The following is a 16016-nucleotide window of genomic DNA, read 5'->3' on the forward strand; positions in this document are numbered from 1 at the left end:
AGTATGGTCATTTTAATTTCGCCAGAAAACGATTTGCCCAACGAATTGCAATTACTTCATCAGTTATTTGAAGCAGGTTTAGAGTATTACCACTTTCGAAAACCAGGGTATACCATACACCAGTACAAAGCGTATCTAGAACAAATCGATTCTAAATTTTTAAATCGAATCATGATCCATAACCATCATGAACTTGCGGAAGCATTTTCGCTTAAAGGCATTCATTTCGAAGAACGAAAATGGCGTGAAAAAGGAGCTGATTTGGAAGCTTATCTAGTTCATTTTAAAAATAATGGATTCAAGGTAAGTAGCTCTTATCATGAAGTTGAAGACTTAGAGGCGCAACCCCTCAATTTTGATTACTACATGTTAAGTCCGGTCTTTGGTGCTATTTCTAAACCAGGATATGAAGGACGTGGTTTTGAAGTTTCACATATTCTAAAAAAGATTATTGGTATGGGAGGTATTAATGCCAAGACCACTGTCGATGCACTTACTTTAGGTTTTACCGGGGTAGGCACTTTGGGAGGCATATGGAACGCCCAAAACCCTATTGAAGAATTTAGAGCCATACAAAATGCTTTTCCAAACCATATAAGATCATGAAAGCAGCTACGGTAATACAACTAAAAAAAGAACTCCAGCATCGAAATCCGGAGGAATTGTTACAACTCTGCCTTCGACTGTCAAAATTCAAAAAAGAAAATAAGGAACTGCTCACCTATTTGCTTTTTGAGGCCGACGATGAAGAGGGATATATCGAAACCGTAAAAGAAGAAGTTGACCAACTGTTTTCTGAGATCAACACTGCGAGTTATTTCTACATTAAAAAGAGTGTCCGAAAAATTCTTCGAAATCTCAAAAAGTACATTCGCTATTCGGGAAACAAAGCAACTGAAGTAGAGTTATTACTCTTTTTTTGTCAAAAGCTAAAAGATTTTAAACCTTCAATAAATAGAAACACAACCTTGACCAATCTATACGAGCGGCAATTGACCTACATTGCTAAAAAAATCAAGCTACTTCATGAAGACTTGCAATATGATTATGGCATGATGCTAGACGAATTGTAGGCTCATCTGTAATCGTAGTTCAAAGCAACAAAATCGCCGCTTGTCCTTTTAAAAGCTACTTAAAGTGAGTTCAACATGAGAAACCTGTCATTTATTTGGTTTCTCGCAATTTATAGACTTATGTCAGGTTGAGCGCAGTCGAAACCTCTTTAAATGTACATTTTCTCAAGCCCTCGACTGCGCTCGGGGTGACAACGGTCTGTCTTGGTTAACATTTGTTTTCTTTTGGACCGACCGTTACATCAAACTTATGTTATTTAGGTCTAAATGGACTATTTTTCTTGAAGCGTAAAAAAACAAATCCTATCAAGGCCATAAAAGCACAGCCATACATCGTTATCGGAATATTTTGTGGTGCACCACGATAATAAAACCCAGATAAAAGGGCTCCTAAGCCGATACCCATTTCAAGGGCAATGAACATGGTTGAAATGCCTTTACCGCGTTGTTCAGCGGGGCTCAAATCAGCGGTCCAGGCGTTTAAAGCCGGAGATAATATCCCCATGGACAATCCATAGAGAATTGCGGCGACCATAAGACCTGTAGCCGTCTTAAAAATACCCATTGAGATCAATGCCCCCATTAGCACAAAAAGACCCATAGTGCTTACGATGCTACGACCCAGTTTATCCGACATCCTTCCTGACAAAAAACGGATGGTCAAAGAAGCCACCGTAAAGGCGATAAAAAAGCTTCCTTTGTTTTTAATGCCCAGATAATCGCTCCAATCAGGAATCAACGTCAGCACCATTCCAAAAGAAAAATACGCTAAAAACGTGATCAAAGCAGGAGTGAATACTGCCATGGAAATGATATCGTTTTTTGAGATTTTCAAAAGGGATATTTTAAATCGAACGGTCTCCTTCAAGGTCTCTTTTAATCTTAAGACCAAAACAATAGCAATCAAAGCCATGGCCGATGAACAGTAAAAAAGCACCTCATAAGAATACCATAATTTGATGGAGCTCCCGATAGCGGGTCCCAATGCTAATCCACTGGTAAAGAACAACCCTTGTATTCCGAAAGCTTCCCCCCACCGATTACTGGGAACGATATCCGCGACGTAGGCTGCGAACGCAGTTGGGGCAAAGCCAGTAGAAAACCCGTGCACCAGCCGTAGAAACAAAAATCCGGCCACGGTACCTAAAATTGGGTATAGCAATCCACAACCTACGCATACCAATGCCCCAAAAACCATAACCGGCTTCCGCCCTATTTTATCCGTTAACAGGCCACTAAAAGGTCTGGATACGCCAGCGGTCAATGTGAACAAGGCGATGATCAGCCCAATATATGCGGAACCGCCTAAGCCGGATAAGTATGCCGGTAATTCTGGAATCAACATATTGAAACTGGCGGAAAACAATAACGAGCTTAAACAGACTTTCCCGAATGTAAAATTATAAATGCTATTGCCTTTATTCATTTATCTGGATTGTATCTTTCGATTGGATTAAAATTTCTTTAAAGAAAGAACCTCTTTCCCAAATTATAAAGGACATTTGTCCACAGCTTTAAAATGATACGTGTAAATAAGGAATTTTTAGAATACGTCACTACATTGAAAGATTCCAATGGGCTCAGCGCAATAACGGAACAAGAAGCAAGTGTTGGTGAAAAAATCGTGACGGAAAAAACTACGGTATTCTCTGTTTACGTCGTTAAGGCAGGCCTGGCCAAATGTTATTTGACCGAGGATACCGGAAAGGACTTCATACAAGAATTCTTTGGAGCCGGTGAGGTATTTGGCGAACTTGAAATGTTTACACATGATTTCAGTTTTTGCACCATTGAAGCACTTACCCCGATTGAATATTATAAAATACCGAAAGCAGCATTTCTGGATCTCATAAATAACGATTCAAAATTCAATTCCCTTGTGCTCAAGTTACTGGCCTCAAAAATCAGGTATACGGCACTACGGCACTCGTATCACCAGTCACATGCGTTGGAAGTCAATCTAAAACGACTGTTGAAAGAATTTCCTGATTTGCTGCAGAAAATTTCAAAAAAGGATATTGCCAATTATTTGGGCGTCACCTTACGAAGTTTAAATAGGGCCATTAAAATTTTGGGGTAACCTTTAACCCAAACCTACATCTAAGGTCATCATAATGATAAACCCACCAATAAAGCCCATGGTGGCCACATCAGTGTACTTATCACGTTGTGTTTCGGGGATCACCTCTTCAACAACCACAAATATCATGGCGCCCGCCGCAAAAGAAAGTGCATAGGGCAATATAGGTTCAAAAGTAAGTACGGCCCAAGCCCCTAAAACTGCGGCAATAGGCTCTACCATGGCAGACGCTTGGCCATACATAAAGCTTTTGGTTCGGCTTAACCCATGTCTGCGCAACGGCATCGCTACGGCAAAACCTTCAGGAAAATTTTGGAGCCCAATACCAAGAGCCAAAGCTACCGCACCACCAATAGTTGCCCCATCAAAACCTGCGGCTACCCCTCCGAACAAAACGCCAACGGCGAGCCCTTCGGGAATGTTATGCAATGTGATCGCCAAAGTGAGCAAAGTCGTTCTTCGCCACGGGGTCTTCACCCCTTCGGCCTCATTCTCTTTAAAATTAATATGCAAATGTGGTAAAACCTTGTCCAATCCATAAATGAAAATGGCACCCAATAAAAATCCAACAGCGGCTGGAATCACTTTCACAAAACCTTCTCCCTCACTCATTTCTATGCCAGGGGCCAGTAGGCTCCAAAAACTGGCGGCAACCATAACGCCACCCGTAAAGCCTAACATACCGTCTAGTACGGCCCGATTCATCGTTTTAAAGAAGAATACCAATCCTGCGCCTAAAGCAGTTAAGCCCCACGTGAATAATGAAGCATAAAGTGCTGCCAATACGGGGTCTATACTTTCAAAATAATTGATTACCTGTTCCATTAACTATCTTTTTTAACGTAAAGGTTGGTTGCTATCTGATTGGAAATTTGCATTTGCCTATCCCCTATTTGTATTCGAAGTGAATCGTCAAAATCTTCTTTCTCCAAAACTTGAATCGCATTGCCGAGCGCAATAGCATTCTTATCTAAAAACTTTAAAAAAGTTGCTGAGGTATCTTTTACACCAACACATATCCCTTTAACATTTAAGGGCATTTCACTCAGCAGTTGTTTATCACGTTCTAAAAACTGCCCATCTTTGGTTGGTATGGGATCACCGTGCGGATCGTATTTAGGAAAATCAAGCAATTCATCCAACTTGTCAATCAGTTTTTCACTTTTGATATGCTCCAATTGTTCGGCCACCTCGTGCACCTCATCCCAGGTAAAGTCCAATTTTTTAACCAAAAAGACCTCCCATAACCGGTGTTTTCTTACAATTGAAAGTGCTGTTTTGCTGCCTAAATCAGTTAATGAAACCCCTTGATAACGAATGTAGTTCAGCAAACCTTTCTCTGCCAGTTTTTTAGCCATATCGGTAACCGATGAAGGTTTGGTCTCCATCTGTTCAGCAATGGCATTGGTAGAAATAAGTTGCGCTTTGTTTCCTCCTAAATGAAAAATGGTCTTGATATAATTTTCCTCGGCCCTTGTCAAAAAAATACTTTTTTCAAAAATACATTTTTATTTATAAAAACATATTTTTAGATTTGTCTAAATTTTAATTTTGATGATTAAAAATCTACTTGCGCTCTTGTTTTTCTTCCTTATGAGTACACTTTCTGCCCAAAAAGTGACTGTTTCAGGAAGCATAAGCAGTAAAGGTGAACCCGTGCCTTTTGCCAGTGTTTACTTAAAAAATGCTTCAGATGGTACCATAGCGGATAAAAATGGAACGTATACCATAACCGTTTCCCCAGGAAACCTGCTATTTGCCGTACAGGCCCAAGGGTATCGGTCCCAAACCAAAGAAATTAATATTGCCCCCAACAGTGAAAGCACCCTTGATTTTGAATTGGTAGAAGATATTTTAGGATTGGAGGAAGTAGTAATTAGCGCCACAAGAAACCGTGTGGAACGCCGTAGTGCCCCCGTAGTGGTCTCTACGCTCAAACCCCGCTTATTGACCGCTACCCAATCCATCACCTTGGCAGATGGCTTAAACTTTTCACCAGGGGTACGTGTAGAAACAAACTGCCAGAATTGCGGTTTTACCCAGGTTCGTTTGAACGGTCTTGATGGTGGCTATACCCAAATACTATTGAATAGTAGGCCTATTTTTACTTCCTTATTGGGCGTGTACGGCCTAGAACAGATTCCGACCAATATCATCGAACGTGTAGAAGTCGTGCGTAGTGGGGGATCGGCACTCTATGGTTCAAATGCCATCGCCGGCACGGTAAATATCATTACCAAAGATCCGGTATTGAACACCTGGGAAGTTGGCAGCAACTTTTCCCTTGTTGACGGGCAGGCCCTTGATCGCATAGTTAATTTTAACAGCGCCATAGTTGCCGATGATCTCAATAGTGGATTCACCCTTTTCGGAACCTATAGAAACCGGGACGCCTATGACGCCAATGACGATGGTTTTACCGAGTTGGTCGAGTTGCGTAACACCACCGTTGGTGGCAAGGCATTTTTAAGACCTACCGACAGAAGTCGGGTATCGGTAAACCTCAACGCCATCAGGGAGTATAGACGTGGGGGAGACCGATTAGATCTGGCACCACAGTTTACCGATATTACAGAAGAATTGGATCACAATACTTTTATCGGTGGACTGGATTATGAAATTAGCAGTAAGGATAATTCACAAAAAATCCAGGTATACACCTCTGCTTCTTATACCGATAGGGACAGCTTCTATGGTGGCTTAGGTGGTGAACGTACCCGTCAGGATAGTATCTTGGCAAATAATGCTTTCGGAACCACCAAGGATCTTGCTTGGGTCAATGGCCTTCAGTTTACCAAAAATCGTTCTAATAATGACGTATTCACGGCTGGTGTGGAATACAACTTGAACAGCACTGAAGATCGAATACCGGGTTATAATCGTCTTATCGATCAAAGTGTGAATACGCTTGGCGGTTATGCCCAATACGAGTGGAAACCTTCAGATAAGTTTACGGCCTTGATTGGCTCTCGATTAGACAACGTTAGCGTTGACGGTAATTATACTATAGGTGGAATTGCTAGAACGGTTGACTTAAGCCAGACAACCCTCTCACCAAGAGTGACCCTATCATACCGCATTACCGACGAACTTCGTTTCAGGGGCGGGTATGCCAGAGGGTTTAGAGCCCCACAGGCATTCAATGAAGACCTACATATTTCGAGTGTTGGCGGCGAGCCCCAATTCGTTATCCTCGCCGATGATCTGAAAACCGAATTCTCCAATGCATTCACAGGCTCTTTGAACTATTCCAAAAACATTAAATTGGTGCAATTGGATTTTTTATTGGAAGGCTTCCATACCACTTTAGAAGACCCGTTTACCCAAGTAAGCACAGGCGCAGTATTGGAAAATGGTTCTATTTTAGAAGAGGTACGAAATGGTTCTGGAGCTACGGTATTTGGAACCAATTTTGAGTTTGGCGTATCTCCCGATCCTGAATGGGGTTTTCAATTGGGCGGCACAATTCAACGTACCCAATACGACGAGCCACAACTATTATTTGAAAGTGATGGAACCCCCGGGGAATTTGATATTGCCGTTGACGAATTTGTACGTGTTCCTAATTTTTATGGTTACCTGAATACTTCTTGGATCCCGAGCAAAGCTTTTAACGTTGACGTAACCAGTACCTATACCGGAGAGATGACAGTACCTAGGGTAATCAGTGAAACTGGTTTTTTAGAGCTCAATGAAGTTAACGCCTTCTTTGACATGAACATTAAGCTCGAAGCACATTTTGATTTCAACGAATCTTTCATGGTTACCGTCTCAGGTGGAGTGACCAATATTTTTAACAGCTATCAAGATGATTTTGATATCGGCCCTACTCGTGATTCTGATTATGTATATGGCCCCGACATGCCCAGGGCAGTCTTTTTGGGCCTAAAATTTGGTAAGTTACATTAATGAGTAGCCGTATTTTAACATATTACTATCGTACATACTCTATGAAAAGGCTTTTTCTGCTAATGGCTTTTTTCGCTTTGTTCTATTCGCATCAGGCCAACGCACAAAATACCAGTGTGCAGTGGCTAACTTTTGAACAATTGGAAGACTCCCTATCCATTGCACCTAAAAAAGTATTCATTAGTTTTTATGCCGATTGGTGTGCCTATTGCAAAAAGATGGATGCTGCGGCTTTTAAAGACACCAAGGTTGTTACCAAGCTCAACGCTGAATTCTATGCAGTTAAAATGAATGCTGAAACTACGGCTAAAATAAACTTCGGGGGAACTGTTTTTATGAATAAGGAAGTTGGCCAAAAAAGGAACCCGACCCATGAGATTGCCCGACTACTTGCTAGTAGAAAAGGTAAACCATTTACATTACCGGCCATGGTCGTACTTAACGAACAATTTGAAGTGACCGATCGTTATTTCACCTACCTATCACCCAAGGCACTTTATAACGCCTTGAACAAATGATAGTTTATCCCATACCTGCGATTTACGACAGGTATGGGACTAAAATTTCAACTTTACCCTACTGGTGCCAATACTTTTTTCTCTGATTTGTGCAGGGCGACCACAAAAAGAACGGCTGCACCATTAATCCAGTAGAAATAGGCATCTAAGCCCTTGAATGCAAAGATAAAAGGCACCAAAAGAAACACGACGGCAACCAAAAAATCAACGATTAAGTGAAAACGATACGGAATAACTCGGAACACCCCAGTCTCATGATCCGTCAATATGGTTAAAACAAGTGCTGCTATACCTGTTGCCACTGAAATGTACAAAGCCAAGGGGTTTGAACTACCCAATCCCAATAAAAAGGGAAATGTTATTAAAGCGATAGCAACGGGATAGTCTAAGAATGCGTGAATTTTTTTTGTGATGAAGCTCATAATTTTAAATTTTTAATTATTGATTTATGTTCAATGCAAAGATGGGTCCTCCCCTAAAGGCAGGGATGAGCCATTTTTCCTGATAGGTTGTTCATTTTTCCTTTTAAGCGTTTACAGGTTAAATCTCAACGCAAACCTTGCATGGTCCGTGCCTTGTATGAGGCGAAATCGACCCAGCACCATAAACAGTGTTCATTGCAACAGCTAGAATTTCACAATCGGTTATCTTTAGACCGCTTTTGTGACAACTTGTTTCGATAAGTTGACAAATTATTCCATTGAAACCTTATCCTGATTATAGAAATGACATCTTTTCCAGTTACCGCTTCCACACTTTCAGCTAAAGAATTAGGTGTTTTCATAAAAAACAAATACGAACTGAATCAAAATTATCAGTGCGAGCTTTTTAGGACCGGAATCAACCATACTTATTTTGTTGGTGACGGCACTTCTAAATATGTATTACGGGTGTACACTCATAATTGGAGATCGAAGACTGAAATTTCCCAAGAAATTCAATTATTAAATCTTTTAAAAAAGAATTCCCTAGGTGTTTCCTTTCCTATTAAAGACAAAAACGGAGAATTCATTCAAAAGATCAATGCCCCTGAAGGTATACGCCATGCGGTACTTTTTTCATTTGCAGAAGGTAAAAAAACTCGGTTTATCGATAAGCAAACTTGTTTTGCAATCGGTGTGTTAATGGCCAAAATACATAAGGTTACCCTGAATCAGGCCATAGACAGGATAACTTACGATAGGGATACATTATTAAACCAACCGTACGAGTATCTAAAACCCTTTTTTACCGAAGGGCTGCCTGAAATGCAGTTCATCAAAAAAACCAGTGCAGAAATGGATAAGGTTTTTCAAAAAACCAATAGGAATGGCATCAAAAACGGCATTGTACACCTAGACATTTGGTATGACAATCTAAATGTAAGCGATAAACAAGGGATAACGATATTTGATTTCGACTTCTGCGGAAATGGATGGCAAGTCTTGGATATTGCCTATTTCTGCAAACAATTATTTCATATTGAAGCTACTAAAGAAGTATATGAACAAAAAAAGAATAGTTTTTTAAGTGGTTATCAAAGCATCTTAAAGTTGTCAAATGATGAATTAAAACTAATACCCGAAACGGGCGTGGCGGTATTTATATTCTATCTAGGTGTACAGGCCCAACGTTTTGACTGGTCAAATATTTTTCTTTCTGAAAATTACCTCAAGATGTATGTGGGCAAATTAAAATCTTGGGTGGAATACCATACCCACTAAAAATAGACCTTGAATCGATAGCGCTACATCAATTTCTTAAAAATCAAATAGTAATTCACTACCTTAGGGTACTAGGTCGACAGCCATTTTAGGTTGGTACATTTTATCATTGGTTGTTGGGCGGTCAATGACATAACGAACACATTATACCCTGCGACCCTTTGGTCGCTTCGTACTTAATCATGATAACAATGAAACATTTCGATCACCTCATTATCGGAACCGGTCAAGCAACAGGCACTTTATTAGGCAAACTGATCCCCACCAAAACCGCTATTGGTGTTATTGAGGCCCATAAGGTTGGAGGTAGTTGCGTAAACTATGGGTGTACCCCGACCAAAACATTAGTGGCATCGGCAAAGGCTTTTCATCAAGCAAACAGGGGTGATTTCTATGGGTTCGACACCGGTAACCTCAACTTGAATTTTGCCAAGGTACGGGAACGTATGAACCGCATCAGGAATGGCAGTAGTGATGGATTGAAATCTTGGATGGAAAATACCTCGAATGTAACCCTGATTTTTGGTAGTGCTAAATTCACGGATGATAAACAGGTAGCGGTAAATGGTGAGACCTACACCGCTGATAATATCTACATCAATGTAGGCACGAGGCCTTCAGCACCACCGATACCCGGCCTAAGCACCGTAGATTGGCTTGACAGTGCGCGTCTACTTAATTTAGAAAACGTTCCCGAACACCTTTTGATCATCGGGGGCGGGTATATTGGCGCTGAATTTGCACAAGTGTTCAGAAGATTTGGTGCCAAGGTAAGTATTATACAGAGGGGCAGCCAATTGATGCCGCGGGAAGACGGCGATGTCGCCGACGCGGTCAGGGAAATTCTAGAGGAAGAGGGCATTACCGTGTATTGCAATGCCACCACCAAAGAGATCACAGAGACCAATGACCAAAAAAAGGTTGAAATAGTGGTGGATGGAGCGGTCAAAACCTTATACGGTGATCAACTATTGGTCGCAACCGGAAGAATGCCCAACAGCGACACATTAAGCCTTGAGCACACGAAAATAAAAACAAATGAACGAGGTTATATCGAGGTGGACAACTATTGTGAGACGGCAGTACAAGGCGTTTATGCGGTAGGCGATGTAAATGGCCATGGCGGCTTTACCCATACGGCGGTAAACGATGCCGAAATCGTTTTGGATAAACTCTTTGGTGGAAATAGGACACTCGATGGCAGGATCATGATCTACGGTTTGTTTACGGATCCCCCATTGGGTAGGGTCGGTATGACGGAGAAAGCCGCCATTGAAAAAGGAATAAAGGTTTTAAAGGCCACAAGGTCGATGAACAAGATCAGTAGGGCCAAAGAAATGGGTGAAACAAAGGGTTTTGCAAAACTACTGGTCGATGCAGAGACCGATTTAATCATCGGGGCCTCCATATTAGGGGTTGGTGGTGATGAGATCATCAATATGTTTGCCACGATTATGCATTCGAACATTCCGTGTCGACATTATAGAAAGGTGGTATTGGTGCATCCTACGGTTTCTGAATTGATGCCTTGGGTCTTAGATGGTATCAAAGAAGTGCAAGAAAAAAATAGGGATTAAGATTATTTTTATAATAAGTAGCTTCAAAAGCTAATGATGATTCACGATATATTTTTCTAAGGTAGCAACTTCGCCATTCCGTATCGTATACATCAAAAATTCAACAAGATATTTTCGATATCCTGAATTTACGGTATGATATACCAAGTATTTCTTTGCTGCTTTATCCAATTCCACAGGAAAACTAAAATAATGACCTCGCTCAAATCTTCCTTTATTTTTAATGAGTCGAATTCGGTCATCCAATTGCGTACTATCCAATAAAGATTCAGAATACGGCACCCTTTTAATAATAGCTTCTATGGAATAGGGAGCTAGAGCCATGGAAAGGTTTATCCTTTTATGATGTTTCCTTTCAAGAACAGCCCTCATATAGGCATTTACGGTTTGATTATGTACCCGTAGTGGTCTGTTGCTTATTTTGTTTACCACGGTCACTGAATCTTCAAAGCTTATTTCACCGGTCTTCATTTTTCTCGTAATCAATTCTGACATGTATTCATCTAAAGTTCGGTCCTCAAGAACGACCTTATTGATCAGTTGATAATACCCATTAGGTTGGTCTTGACCCGATAAAGATGTACTCATAAAAAAACTGAACAAGAACAGCTTAATTACAAGGAGTTCCAATGAAAAGGATTTCAGTGCCTGTAGCTTCATATGCATTTATAGGTTCATGGTGATTGATGCAACAATGATGGACCACGCTATGTAAAGCTCAACTAATTCCCCCGACTCGCAAATAACCGATCTGTAATTCTCCCTTCGCATCAATTCGATATACTATAAAATAACTATGGACTATATTAACCCCCATTACCAACGAATGGTACAGCGTATAATCCCATTCGCTGTCATCAAGTTTAATGGCCTCACTAAAATAATGCTTGGGAGGAAGTGAGATTGGTTTCTTGAACAACCCGAATGCTTTCGAAATCTTATTGGGATCCATTTGGGTCTCTTCTATCGGTACGGCCATTTCCAGCTCAGTGATTACGGCCGTGGGCAGGTGTTTTTCCAAAAGTCTGGAATTCTGTCGAATTGCTTTTTTAAATGCGCTATTGACCGTCTTATAGAATAGCTTTGGACTCCTTGATTTTATTGCGCCGACAAACCGAATGGAATCTTCCTTGGTCATAGCACCTTTTTCTATCTTCCATGGAATCAATCTTTTATAAGCCTCGTTCAATATTGTGTCTTTGGCCATTACTTTATCCAACAACTCATAATAAGATGGTGGATGTTGGGCATACGTCCAACTGCTCATAAGCATAAGCACCAAAATCGGTTTAATCGCATTTTTGACCCACCGAAAACACCTCTCCTTGTAGTTCATTTTATATCAAATTTTGAATAGCTGAGGCTATATTCTGATCCGTGGCAATTTCTTTTGATTCAATAATTCAATGACAAAAAAGTGTTGTGCAATGCCTTTCCAATTATTTTATCCCCGTCTTTAAGATATTGATTTTAGCTCAGATTGAAATTTCCAGGTTCCGTCATCATCTTTTTCTGCATATATGACAGATGAGCTTCCATTCATTTTTCTTTTGTAGAAATTCATTTCAAAAATGGCTTTTTTCCCATCTTTAGAGTAATACAGATTTTTAAAACTGAAGAAACCTCCGTAACCCTCTTTACGTTGATTTTCTTCATAGTTTTCAAAAAATTCATCACTTGAAATGAATGCTAACATGATTCCATCTTTTTTGGAAAAAGCGGTATGATCCAAAAGAAAACCCTTGTTCACTACTAAAGGCTTTTTCATAAAGTCATCGTCCACTTTAAATTTCCTGTGAGCAGGAATTATGGTATCATATGCTACGTGATGATTCACATAGACCCTAAGTATTTTTAAATTCTGTAAAACGGAATCATGTTTTCTTCTTCCTTTGTGCTGTAGGCTATCCTTCCATTCTGGTGGTGGTGGTGGGTCATACAATCGAATGTCATTTGTTCGATTATTGACATATTCTTCGATATACGCTTGAATAACCTCCGGATTGCCAGTTTCTTTGTCCATACAACTATGAAACATTTGCAAACAGCCAAAAAGTAACACTAAAAATTGTTTCAATCGCATGATGTGCTTTGATTGTCGTTTAATGGTATTTGTGCTAAAATACTGTATTCATTAAACTGAGATGTATTTATCAAACCCCTATTACTCCCCTCATCATATAATCCTTCCCAACCAAAATACATATAATGATTTAGGGAGTAGTTAAATGAATCAAATTTTCTTACAGCATTTGCTATGGGGTTAACGTATCTAACCGACATAAAATCATGCTGTGCAGTTTGCGCTGGTACATTGGATTCATTTTTCCACCATTCATTCAGTTCAATTAACCAGTTATAATCACCCTCAGTCAGATTATAGTCTAATCTATTTCCAGAAGATAAAACTCTGAATAGTTGGGCATGTACTCCTTCATGTAATAGCAATCCAGCGACTTCTAAATCTCTTGCTTCGGCACTAGAGGCACGAAATGTAATAGTTATAATTCCATTTTCATCGGGCTCACTGGTTTGGGCATCTGCGCCATCCTGTACAGTCCCAACCGTAAACCTAATCTTGTAATCACTGTTATCAGAAGTAAAAGCATCCATAACATCTTGAAAATAACCAGACTGATTCAGTAATTCGCTTAGAACACAATCTGCTTTTGTTCCTAAAAAAGATTCATCTCTAATAATCTCGTTCTCAAAATCAACTTCTGAGCCTTGTGAAAAGGCTATCATAGCCTCCAGGGCAAAAGCTTTTTCAGCCGAATTATCAGCACATTGTACATTCTTTTCGGTAAGATAATTGCTCAGTGCTGTCGCATTCCCATAGTCTGCAATCAAATCTAAAAAACTAGTGGAGTTGGTATCTGGGCAAAGTCGATTGAATAAGTTGGCGTAGGTGCGTTTGTTAATGGCAACTACCTGGGTAGGGCCATCATCGCAACCAGACTTGGCATTAAAAGAACCCCCAGATTTATTAATCGGGCCTATAGCCTCACAATCGGCGTAATATGTTATACTTATACCGTTACCATCTGAAAAGGTAACGGTAATATTGACCCGTGTCGTACATACATCAGGACCCAAAACAAAACTATTTCCGTCAGAAGATTGGTTTGAGGTGACATTAAATGAGGTAAATGTGGTATTCGTATAGGTCACGTAAGGCGCTATTGGATTTTGATACCCCAAGAAAACAACGCCCTGACCCGAAGTCTGGACTGCTTCTTCATATTGCGATGAACTACCTGAGTTTTGATACGATCCGGCCGTATAGACCGTATAACTTTCCCATAAACTAGAAAAACTGATGGAGCCCGTGGGAATAGTACTTTCTGGACCCCAAAGTTGATACCAATCATCTTGAATCAAGTGCGGATTTTCAATAGGGGAACTTGATGTAGCTCCAACCGCTGAACCATCCTCATTACAATCTGGAGGCATTTTAAATGAAGTCTTCCCTTTACCATCGAACTCAAATGCATCGAAGAAGTCATAAAAGTCATAGGTGTAAAATTTGCCCTGAAACTTACCAAAATCATAGTCACTTGCCCGGTATTCCGCCAATGCATGTTCAGCCACGACATACCTTCTAACATAGGGATGGAGTACTTCTCCCTCTTGGCTTACCGTCATGATCAAATTATAGAATTCATTGTCTGAAGTGCCCTCAATATAAATGGGGAAAGTATAGTTGGTCTCTTCCGTAGTATTGTCGATTACCCATTCTATGGTACTCATATCGATTAAGGTTTCTTGATACGAAATACTTTTACCTGCCTTAGATGATTTTCCCGTAAACCTTTCTAGGTTCTGTATGACATTTGGTATTTTATCGGCTGAGGTCTTACCATATTGAAGTAAAGCTTGGTTATTAGGTTCGGCGATTTCTTGATCATCATTTGAGTTCAGGTCTAGTTCTTCTTTCAAATTATAATCAGAACATGCGGTAATAAACAGAATTGACACTACTACCAGTAAGATAAAATTTTTCATAATTGTACGGTTGGATTAGGTATTGCCATACATAATACCAGAAATGGCAAACTATTTAGAGGTAAGATAGTATCCTCAATCCAATTATTTATACGAAAAATAGTAAAAATAGTAATGAAAAACCTTACTTTTTAGATTTCAATCTAAATAGCCGTGTGCTTTGGCCGCCTGTATCAGGCTTACCGTCTTGGCGTTTTCCAAACCAAAGAAGGCACTCAGGTTCCGTTTTCTCTTTTCGATGCCAGAGGGGGAGAGGGGTAGCATTTTTGAGATCTCTTTTGTGGTAAGGCAATTTGACAAGAGAAACAATAGCTTACGATCGATATCGTCAAGGGTGCCGGCCAGGCCCATTTGGGCATTCATATACTTTGTGATGCTCGCCCCGTAATAGTTTTTATTGGCCATCAGCGAGGTGATGGCCTTGGCAAACTCGGTATCGTTCAATTCGTACTTTAGCATAAAACCTTCGGGACGTATGTGCCGTAAAATGGTATGGTACCTAAAATTGTTGTCATGCGCCGTAACGACCAAGATCTTGGTCTCGGGCATTTTCTGTCGCAGCTGTTTCCCCAAGGCTTCGCCATCTTCGGTCTTTTGCTTTTCGGTGTCGCGTAACCGAATGTCGAGCAGCACCAAATCAAACGAACTACCCGTGGCCAAGGCCCTGTCCATCGCCGCGACCGCCTTATCGAAAGTAGGAGCCACGGTTACTGAAAAGGGTGCGCCCTCATGCCGCAGGGTAACGAACATGCCTTGATAGTATTGGCATATGATCGGTACGTCTTCTACGATCAAAACTTGAAAGGGTTTTATGCCCGGCGGTGGGGTTAGGGTCGATACCATGCTCTAAGATTTTTACCCTACAAAATTGGTCTGTAAGGTGCCGTGTTGGTCAAAAAAATAGTGGTTTTTGATAAATATATCGATAGCGCCTAAAATTTCCATTTTCTTAAAACGTTCGGCGAGTTCATCATTATGTAAGAACCGAAGGTAAAAAGGCAGTTGGTATTCCCATGGTAATGTAGCGATACCTTCAAGCCGTATGCCGTCTTTAGACCAATAGAGTTGTGACCTTTTGTCTAAATAAAAGCTTACACCTTCTTTTGCCAAACCAAATACTTTAATAATGTCCGTTGAAATTTTCATGGCGA

17 protein-coding genes are annotated in these 16016 nt (G+C 40.5%); 7 read left to right on the top strand and 10 right to left on the bottom strand.

Annotation, left to right across the window (positions count from 1 at the left end):
* The first annotated feature begins 3 nt into the window (after positions 1–3).
* Together AACM45_RS09480 and AACM45_RS09485 are read left to right on the top strand one after the other, a co-directional pair.
* Complete coding sequence (locus AACM45_RS09480) at positions 4–606, top strand: thiamine phosphate synthase (RefSeq protein WP_339142290.1); 603 nt, start codon at positions 4–6, stop codon at positions 604–606.
* Entirely contained in the window at positions 603–1073 is a 471-nt protein-coding gene (locus AACM45_RS09485; RefSeq protein ID WP_339142291.1) for a hypothetical protein, read from the top strand. Before AACM45_RS09480 ends, AACM45_RS09485 begins: the two co-directional genes overlap by 4 nt.
* Before the next feature lie 253 nt (positions 1074–1326).
* Here AACM45_RS09485 and AACM45_RS09490 read toward each other — a convergent pair whose 3' ends face one another.
* Positions 1327–2499, bottom strand: coding sequence for an MFS transporter (locus tag AACM45_RS09490; protein ID WP_339142292.1), 1173 nt, complete (start codon positions 2497–2499; stop codon positions 1327–1329).
* A 93-nt stretch (positions 2500–2592) separates the two neighbouring features.
* On the opposite strand from AACM45_RS09490, the gene AACM45_RS09495 reads away from it, so the two are divergent.
* The gene (locus tag AACM45_RS09495) at positions 2593–3153 is read left to right on the top strand and encodes a Crp/Fnr family transcriptional regulator (RefSeq protein ID WP_339142293.1); all 561 of its coding nucleotides are present in this window, start codon (positions 2593–2595) and stop codon (positions 3151–3153) included.
* Positions 3154–3156: 3 nt separating this feature from the next.
* Here AACM45_RS09495 and AACM45_RS09500 read toward each other — a convergent pair whose 3' ends face one another.
* Positions 3157–3978, bottom strand: a complete 822-nt coding sequence (locus AACM45_RS09500; RefSeq protein ID WP_339142294.1) for a ZIP family metal transporter — start codon at positions 3976–3978, stop codon at positions 3157–3159.
* Positions 3978–4634: a metal-dependent transcriptional regulator gene (locus AACM45_RS09505; protein WP_339142295.1), complete on the bottom strand. Its 657-nt coding sequence runs from the start codon at positions 4632–4634 to the stop codon at positions 3978–3980. The genes AACM45_RS09500 and AACM45_RS09505 overlap by 1 nt, the downstream gene beginning before the upstream one ends.
* Positions 4635–4707: 73 nt before the next feature.
* On the opposite strand from AACM45_RS09505, the gene AACM45_RS09510 reads away from it, so the two are divergent.
* Both AACM45_RS09510 and AACM45_RS09515 read left to right on the top strand, forming a co-directional pair.
* Positions 4708–7062 (top strand): TonB-dependent receptor, encoded by a 2355-nt coding sequence (locus AACM45_RS09510; RefSeq protein ID WP_339142296.1) that lies wholly within the window; start codon positions 4708–4710, stop codon positions 7060–7062.
* Between the two features lie 62 nt (positions 7063–7124).
* On the top strand, positions 7125–7580 hold the full coding sequence (locus tag AACM45_RS09515; RefSeq protein ID WP_339142297.1) for a thioredoxin family protein: 456 nt from the start codon (positions 7125–7127) through the stop codon (positions 7578–7580).
* 53 nt (positions 7581–7633) lie between these two features.
* Here the strand turns inward: AACM45_RS09515 and AACM45_RS09520 are convergent, their stop codons facing one another.
* Complete coding sequence (locus tag AACM45_RS09520; RefSeq protein WP_339142298.1) at positions 7634–8002, bottom strand: hypothetical protein; 369 nt, start codon at positions 8000–8002, stop codon at positions 7634–7636.
* A gap of 303 nt (positions 8003–8305) precedes the next feature.
* Between AACM45_RS09520 and AACM45_RS09525 the strand changes: the two genes are divergently transcribed.
* Positions 8306–9283 (top strand): phosphotransferase, encoded by a 978-nt coding sequence (locus AACM45_RS09525; RefSeq protein WP_339142300.1) that lies wholly within the window; start codon positions 8306–8308, stop codon positions 9281–9283.
* Between the two features lie 191 nt (positions 9284–9474).
* A complete protein-coding gene (locus tag AACM45_RS09530) occupies positions 9475–10860 on the top strand; it encodes a mercuric reductase (RefSeq protein ID WP_339142301.1) in 1386 nt (461 codons plus the stop codon).
* A 30-nt stretch (positions 10861–10890) separates the two neighbouring features.
* Here AACM45_RS09530 and AACM45_RS09535 read toward each other — a convergent pair whose 3' ends face one another.
* The 6 genes from AACM45_RS09535 to AACM45_RS09560 all read right to left on the bottom strand — a co-directional run bounded on the left by AACM45_RS09535 (position 10891) and on the right by AACM45_RS09560 (position 16011).
* Positions 10891–11520, bottom strand: a complete 630-nt coding sequence (locus AACM45_RS09535) for a hypothetical protein (RefSeq protein ID WP_339142302.1) — start codon at positions 11518–11520, stop codon at positions 10891–10893.
* Between the two features lie 58 nt (positions 11521–11578).
* Positions 11579–12196 (bottom strand): hypothetical protein, encoded by a 618-nt coding sequence (locus AACM45_RS09540; protein ID WP_339142303.1) that lies wholly within the window; start codon positions 12194–12196, stop codon positions 11579–11581.
* Positions 12197–12316: 120 nt separating this feature from the next.
* Positions 12317–12883 (bottom strand): hypothetical protein, encoded by a 567-nt coding sequence (locus AACM45_RS09545; protein WP_339142304.1) that lies wholly within the window; start codon positions 12881–12883, stop codon positions 12317–12319.
* A gap of 50 nt (positions 12884–12933) precedes the next feature.
* Complete coding sequence (locus AACM45_RS09550; RefSeq protein WP_339142305.1) at positions 12934–14865, bottom strand: hypothetical protein; 1932 nt, start codon at positions 14863–14865, stop codon at positions 12934–12936.
* Between the two features lie 138 nt (positions 14866–15003).
* Positions 15004–15708: a response regulator gene (locus AACM45_RS09555; RefSeq protein ID WP_339142306.1), complete on the bottom strand. Its 705-nt coding sequence runs from the start codon at positions 15706–15708 to the stop codon at positions 15004–15006.
* Between the two features lie 12 nt (positions 15709–15720).
* A complete protein-coding gene (locus AACM45_RS09560) occupies positions 15721–16011 on the bottom strand; it encodes a hypothetical protein (RefSeq protein WP_339142307.1) in 291 nt (96 codons plus the stop codon).
* Between the last annotated feature and the right edge of the window lie 5 nt (positions 16012–16016).

Origin of the sequence: Croceitalea sp. MTPC5 (genome assembly GCF_036985505.1) — a bacterium.
GTDB lineage: Bacteria > Bacteroidota > Bacteroidia > Flavobacteriales > Flavobacteriaceae > Croceitalea.

Excerpts from the sequence above, each read along its gene's own strand:
- AACM45_RS09480 (WP_339142290.1), top strand. The coding sequence starts at position 4 with ATGGTCATTTTAATTTCGCCAGAAAACGATTTGCCCAACGAATTGCAA.
- AACM45_RS09485 (WP_339142291.1), top strand. The coding sequence starts at position 603 with ATGAAAGCAGCTACGGTAATACAACTAAAAAAAGAACTCCAGCATCGA.
- AACM45_RS09490 (WP_339142292.1), bottom strand. The coding sequence starts at position 2,499 with ATGAATAAAGGCAATAGCATTTATAATTTTACATTCGGGAAAGTCTGT.
- AACM45_RS09495 (WP_339142293.1), top strand. The coding sequence starts at position 2,593 with ATGATACGTGTAAATAAGGAATTTTTAGAATACGTCACTACATTGAAA.
- AACM45_RS09500 (WP_339142294.1), bottom strand. The coding sequence starts at position 3,978 with ATGGAACAGGTAATCAATTATTTTGAAAGTATAGACCCCGTATTGGCA.
- AACM45_RS09510 (WP_339142296.1), top strand. The coding sequence starts at position 4,708 with ATGATTAAAAATCTACTTGCGCTCTTGTTTTTCTTCCTTATGAGTACA.
- AACM45_RS09515 (WP_339142297.1), top strand. The coding sequence starts at position 7,125 with ATGGCTTTTTTCGCTTTGTTCTATTCGCATCAGGCCAACGCACAAAAT.
- AACM45_RS09520 (WP_339142298.1), bottom strand. The coding sequence starts at position 8,002 with ATGAGCTTCATCACAAAAAAAATTCACGCATTCTTAGACTATCCCGTT.
- AACM45_RS09525 (WP_339142300.1), top strand. The coding sequence starts at position 8,306 with ATGACATCTTTTCCAGTTACCGCTTCCACACTTTCAGCTAAAGAATTA.
- AACM45_RS09530 (WP_339142301.1), top strand. The coding sequence starts at position 9,475 with ATGAAACATTTCGATCACCTCATTATCGGAACCGGTCAAGCAACAGGC.
- AACM45_RS09535 (WP_339142302.1), bottom strand. The coding sequence starts at position 11,520 with ATGAAGCTACAGGCACTGAAATCCTTTTCATTGGAACTCCTTGTAATT.
- AACM45_RS09540 (WP_339142303.1), bottom strand. The coding sequence starts at position 12,196 with ATGAACTACAAGGAGAGGTGTTTTCGGTGGGTCAAAAATGCGATTAAA.
- AACM45_RS09545 (WP_339142304.1), bottom strand. The coding sequence starts at position 12,883 with ATGGACAAAGAAACTGGCAATCCGGAGGTTATTCAAGCGTATATCGAA.
- AACM45_RS09550 (WP_339142305.1), bottom strand. The coding sequence starts at position 14,865 with ATGAAAAATTTTATCTTACTGGTAGTAGTGTCAATTCTGTTTATTACC.
- AACM45_RS09555 (WP_339142306.1), bottom strand. The coding sequence starts at position 15,708 with ATGGTATCGACCCTAACCCCACCGCCGGGCATAAAACCCTTTCAAGTT.
- AACM45_RS09560 (WP_339142307.1), bottom strand. The coding sequence starts at position 16,011 with ATGAAAATTTCAACGGACATTATTAAAGTATTTGGTTTGGCAAAAGAA.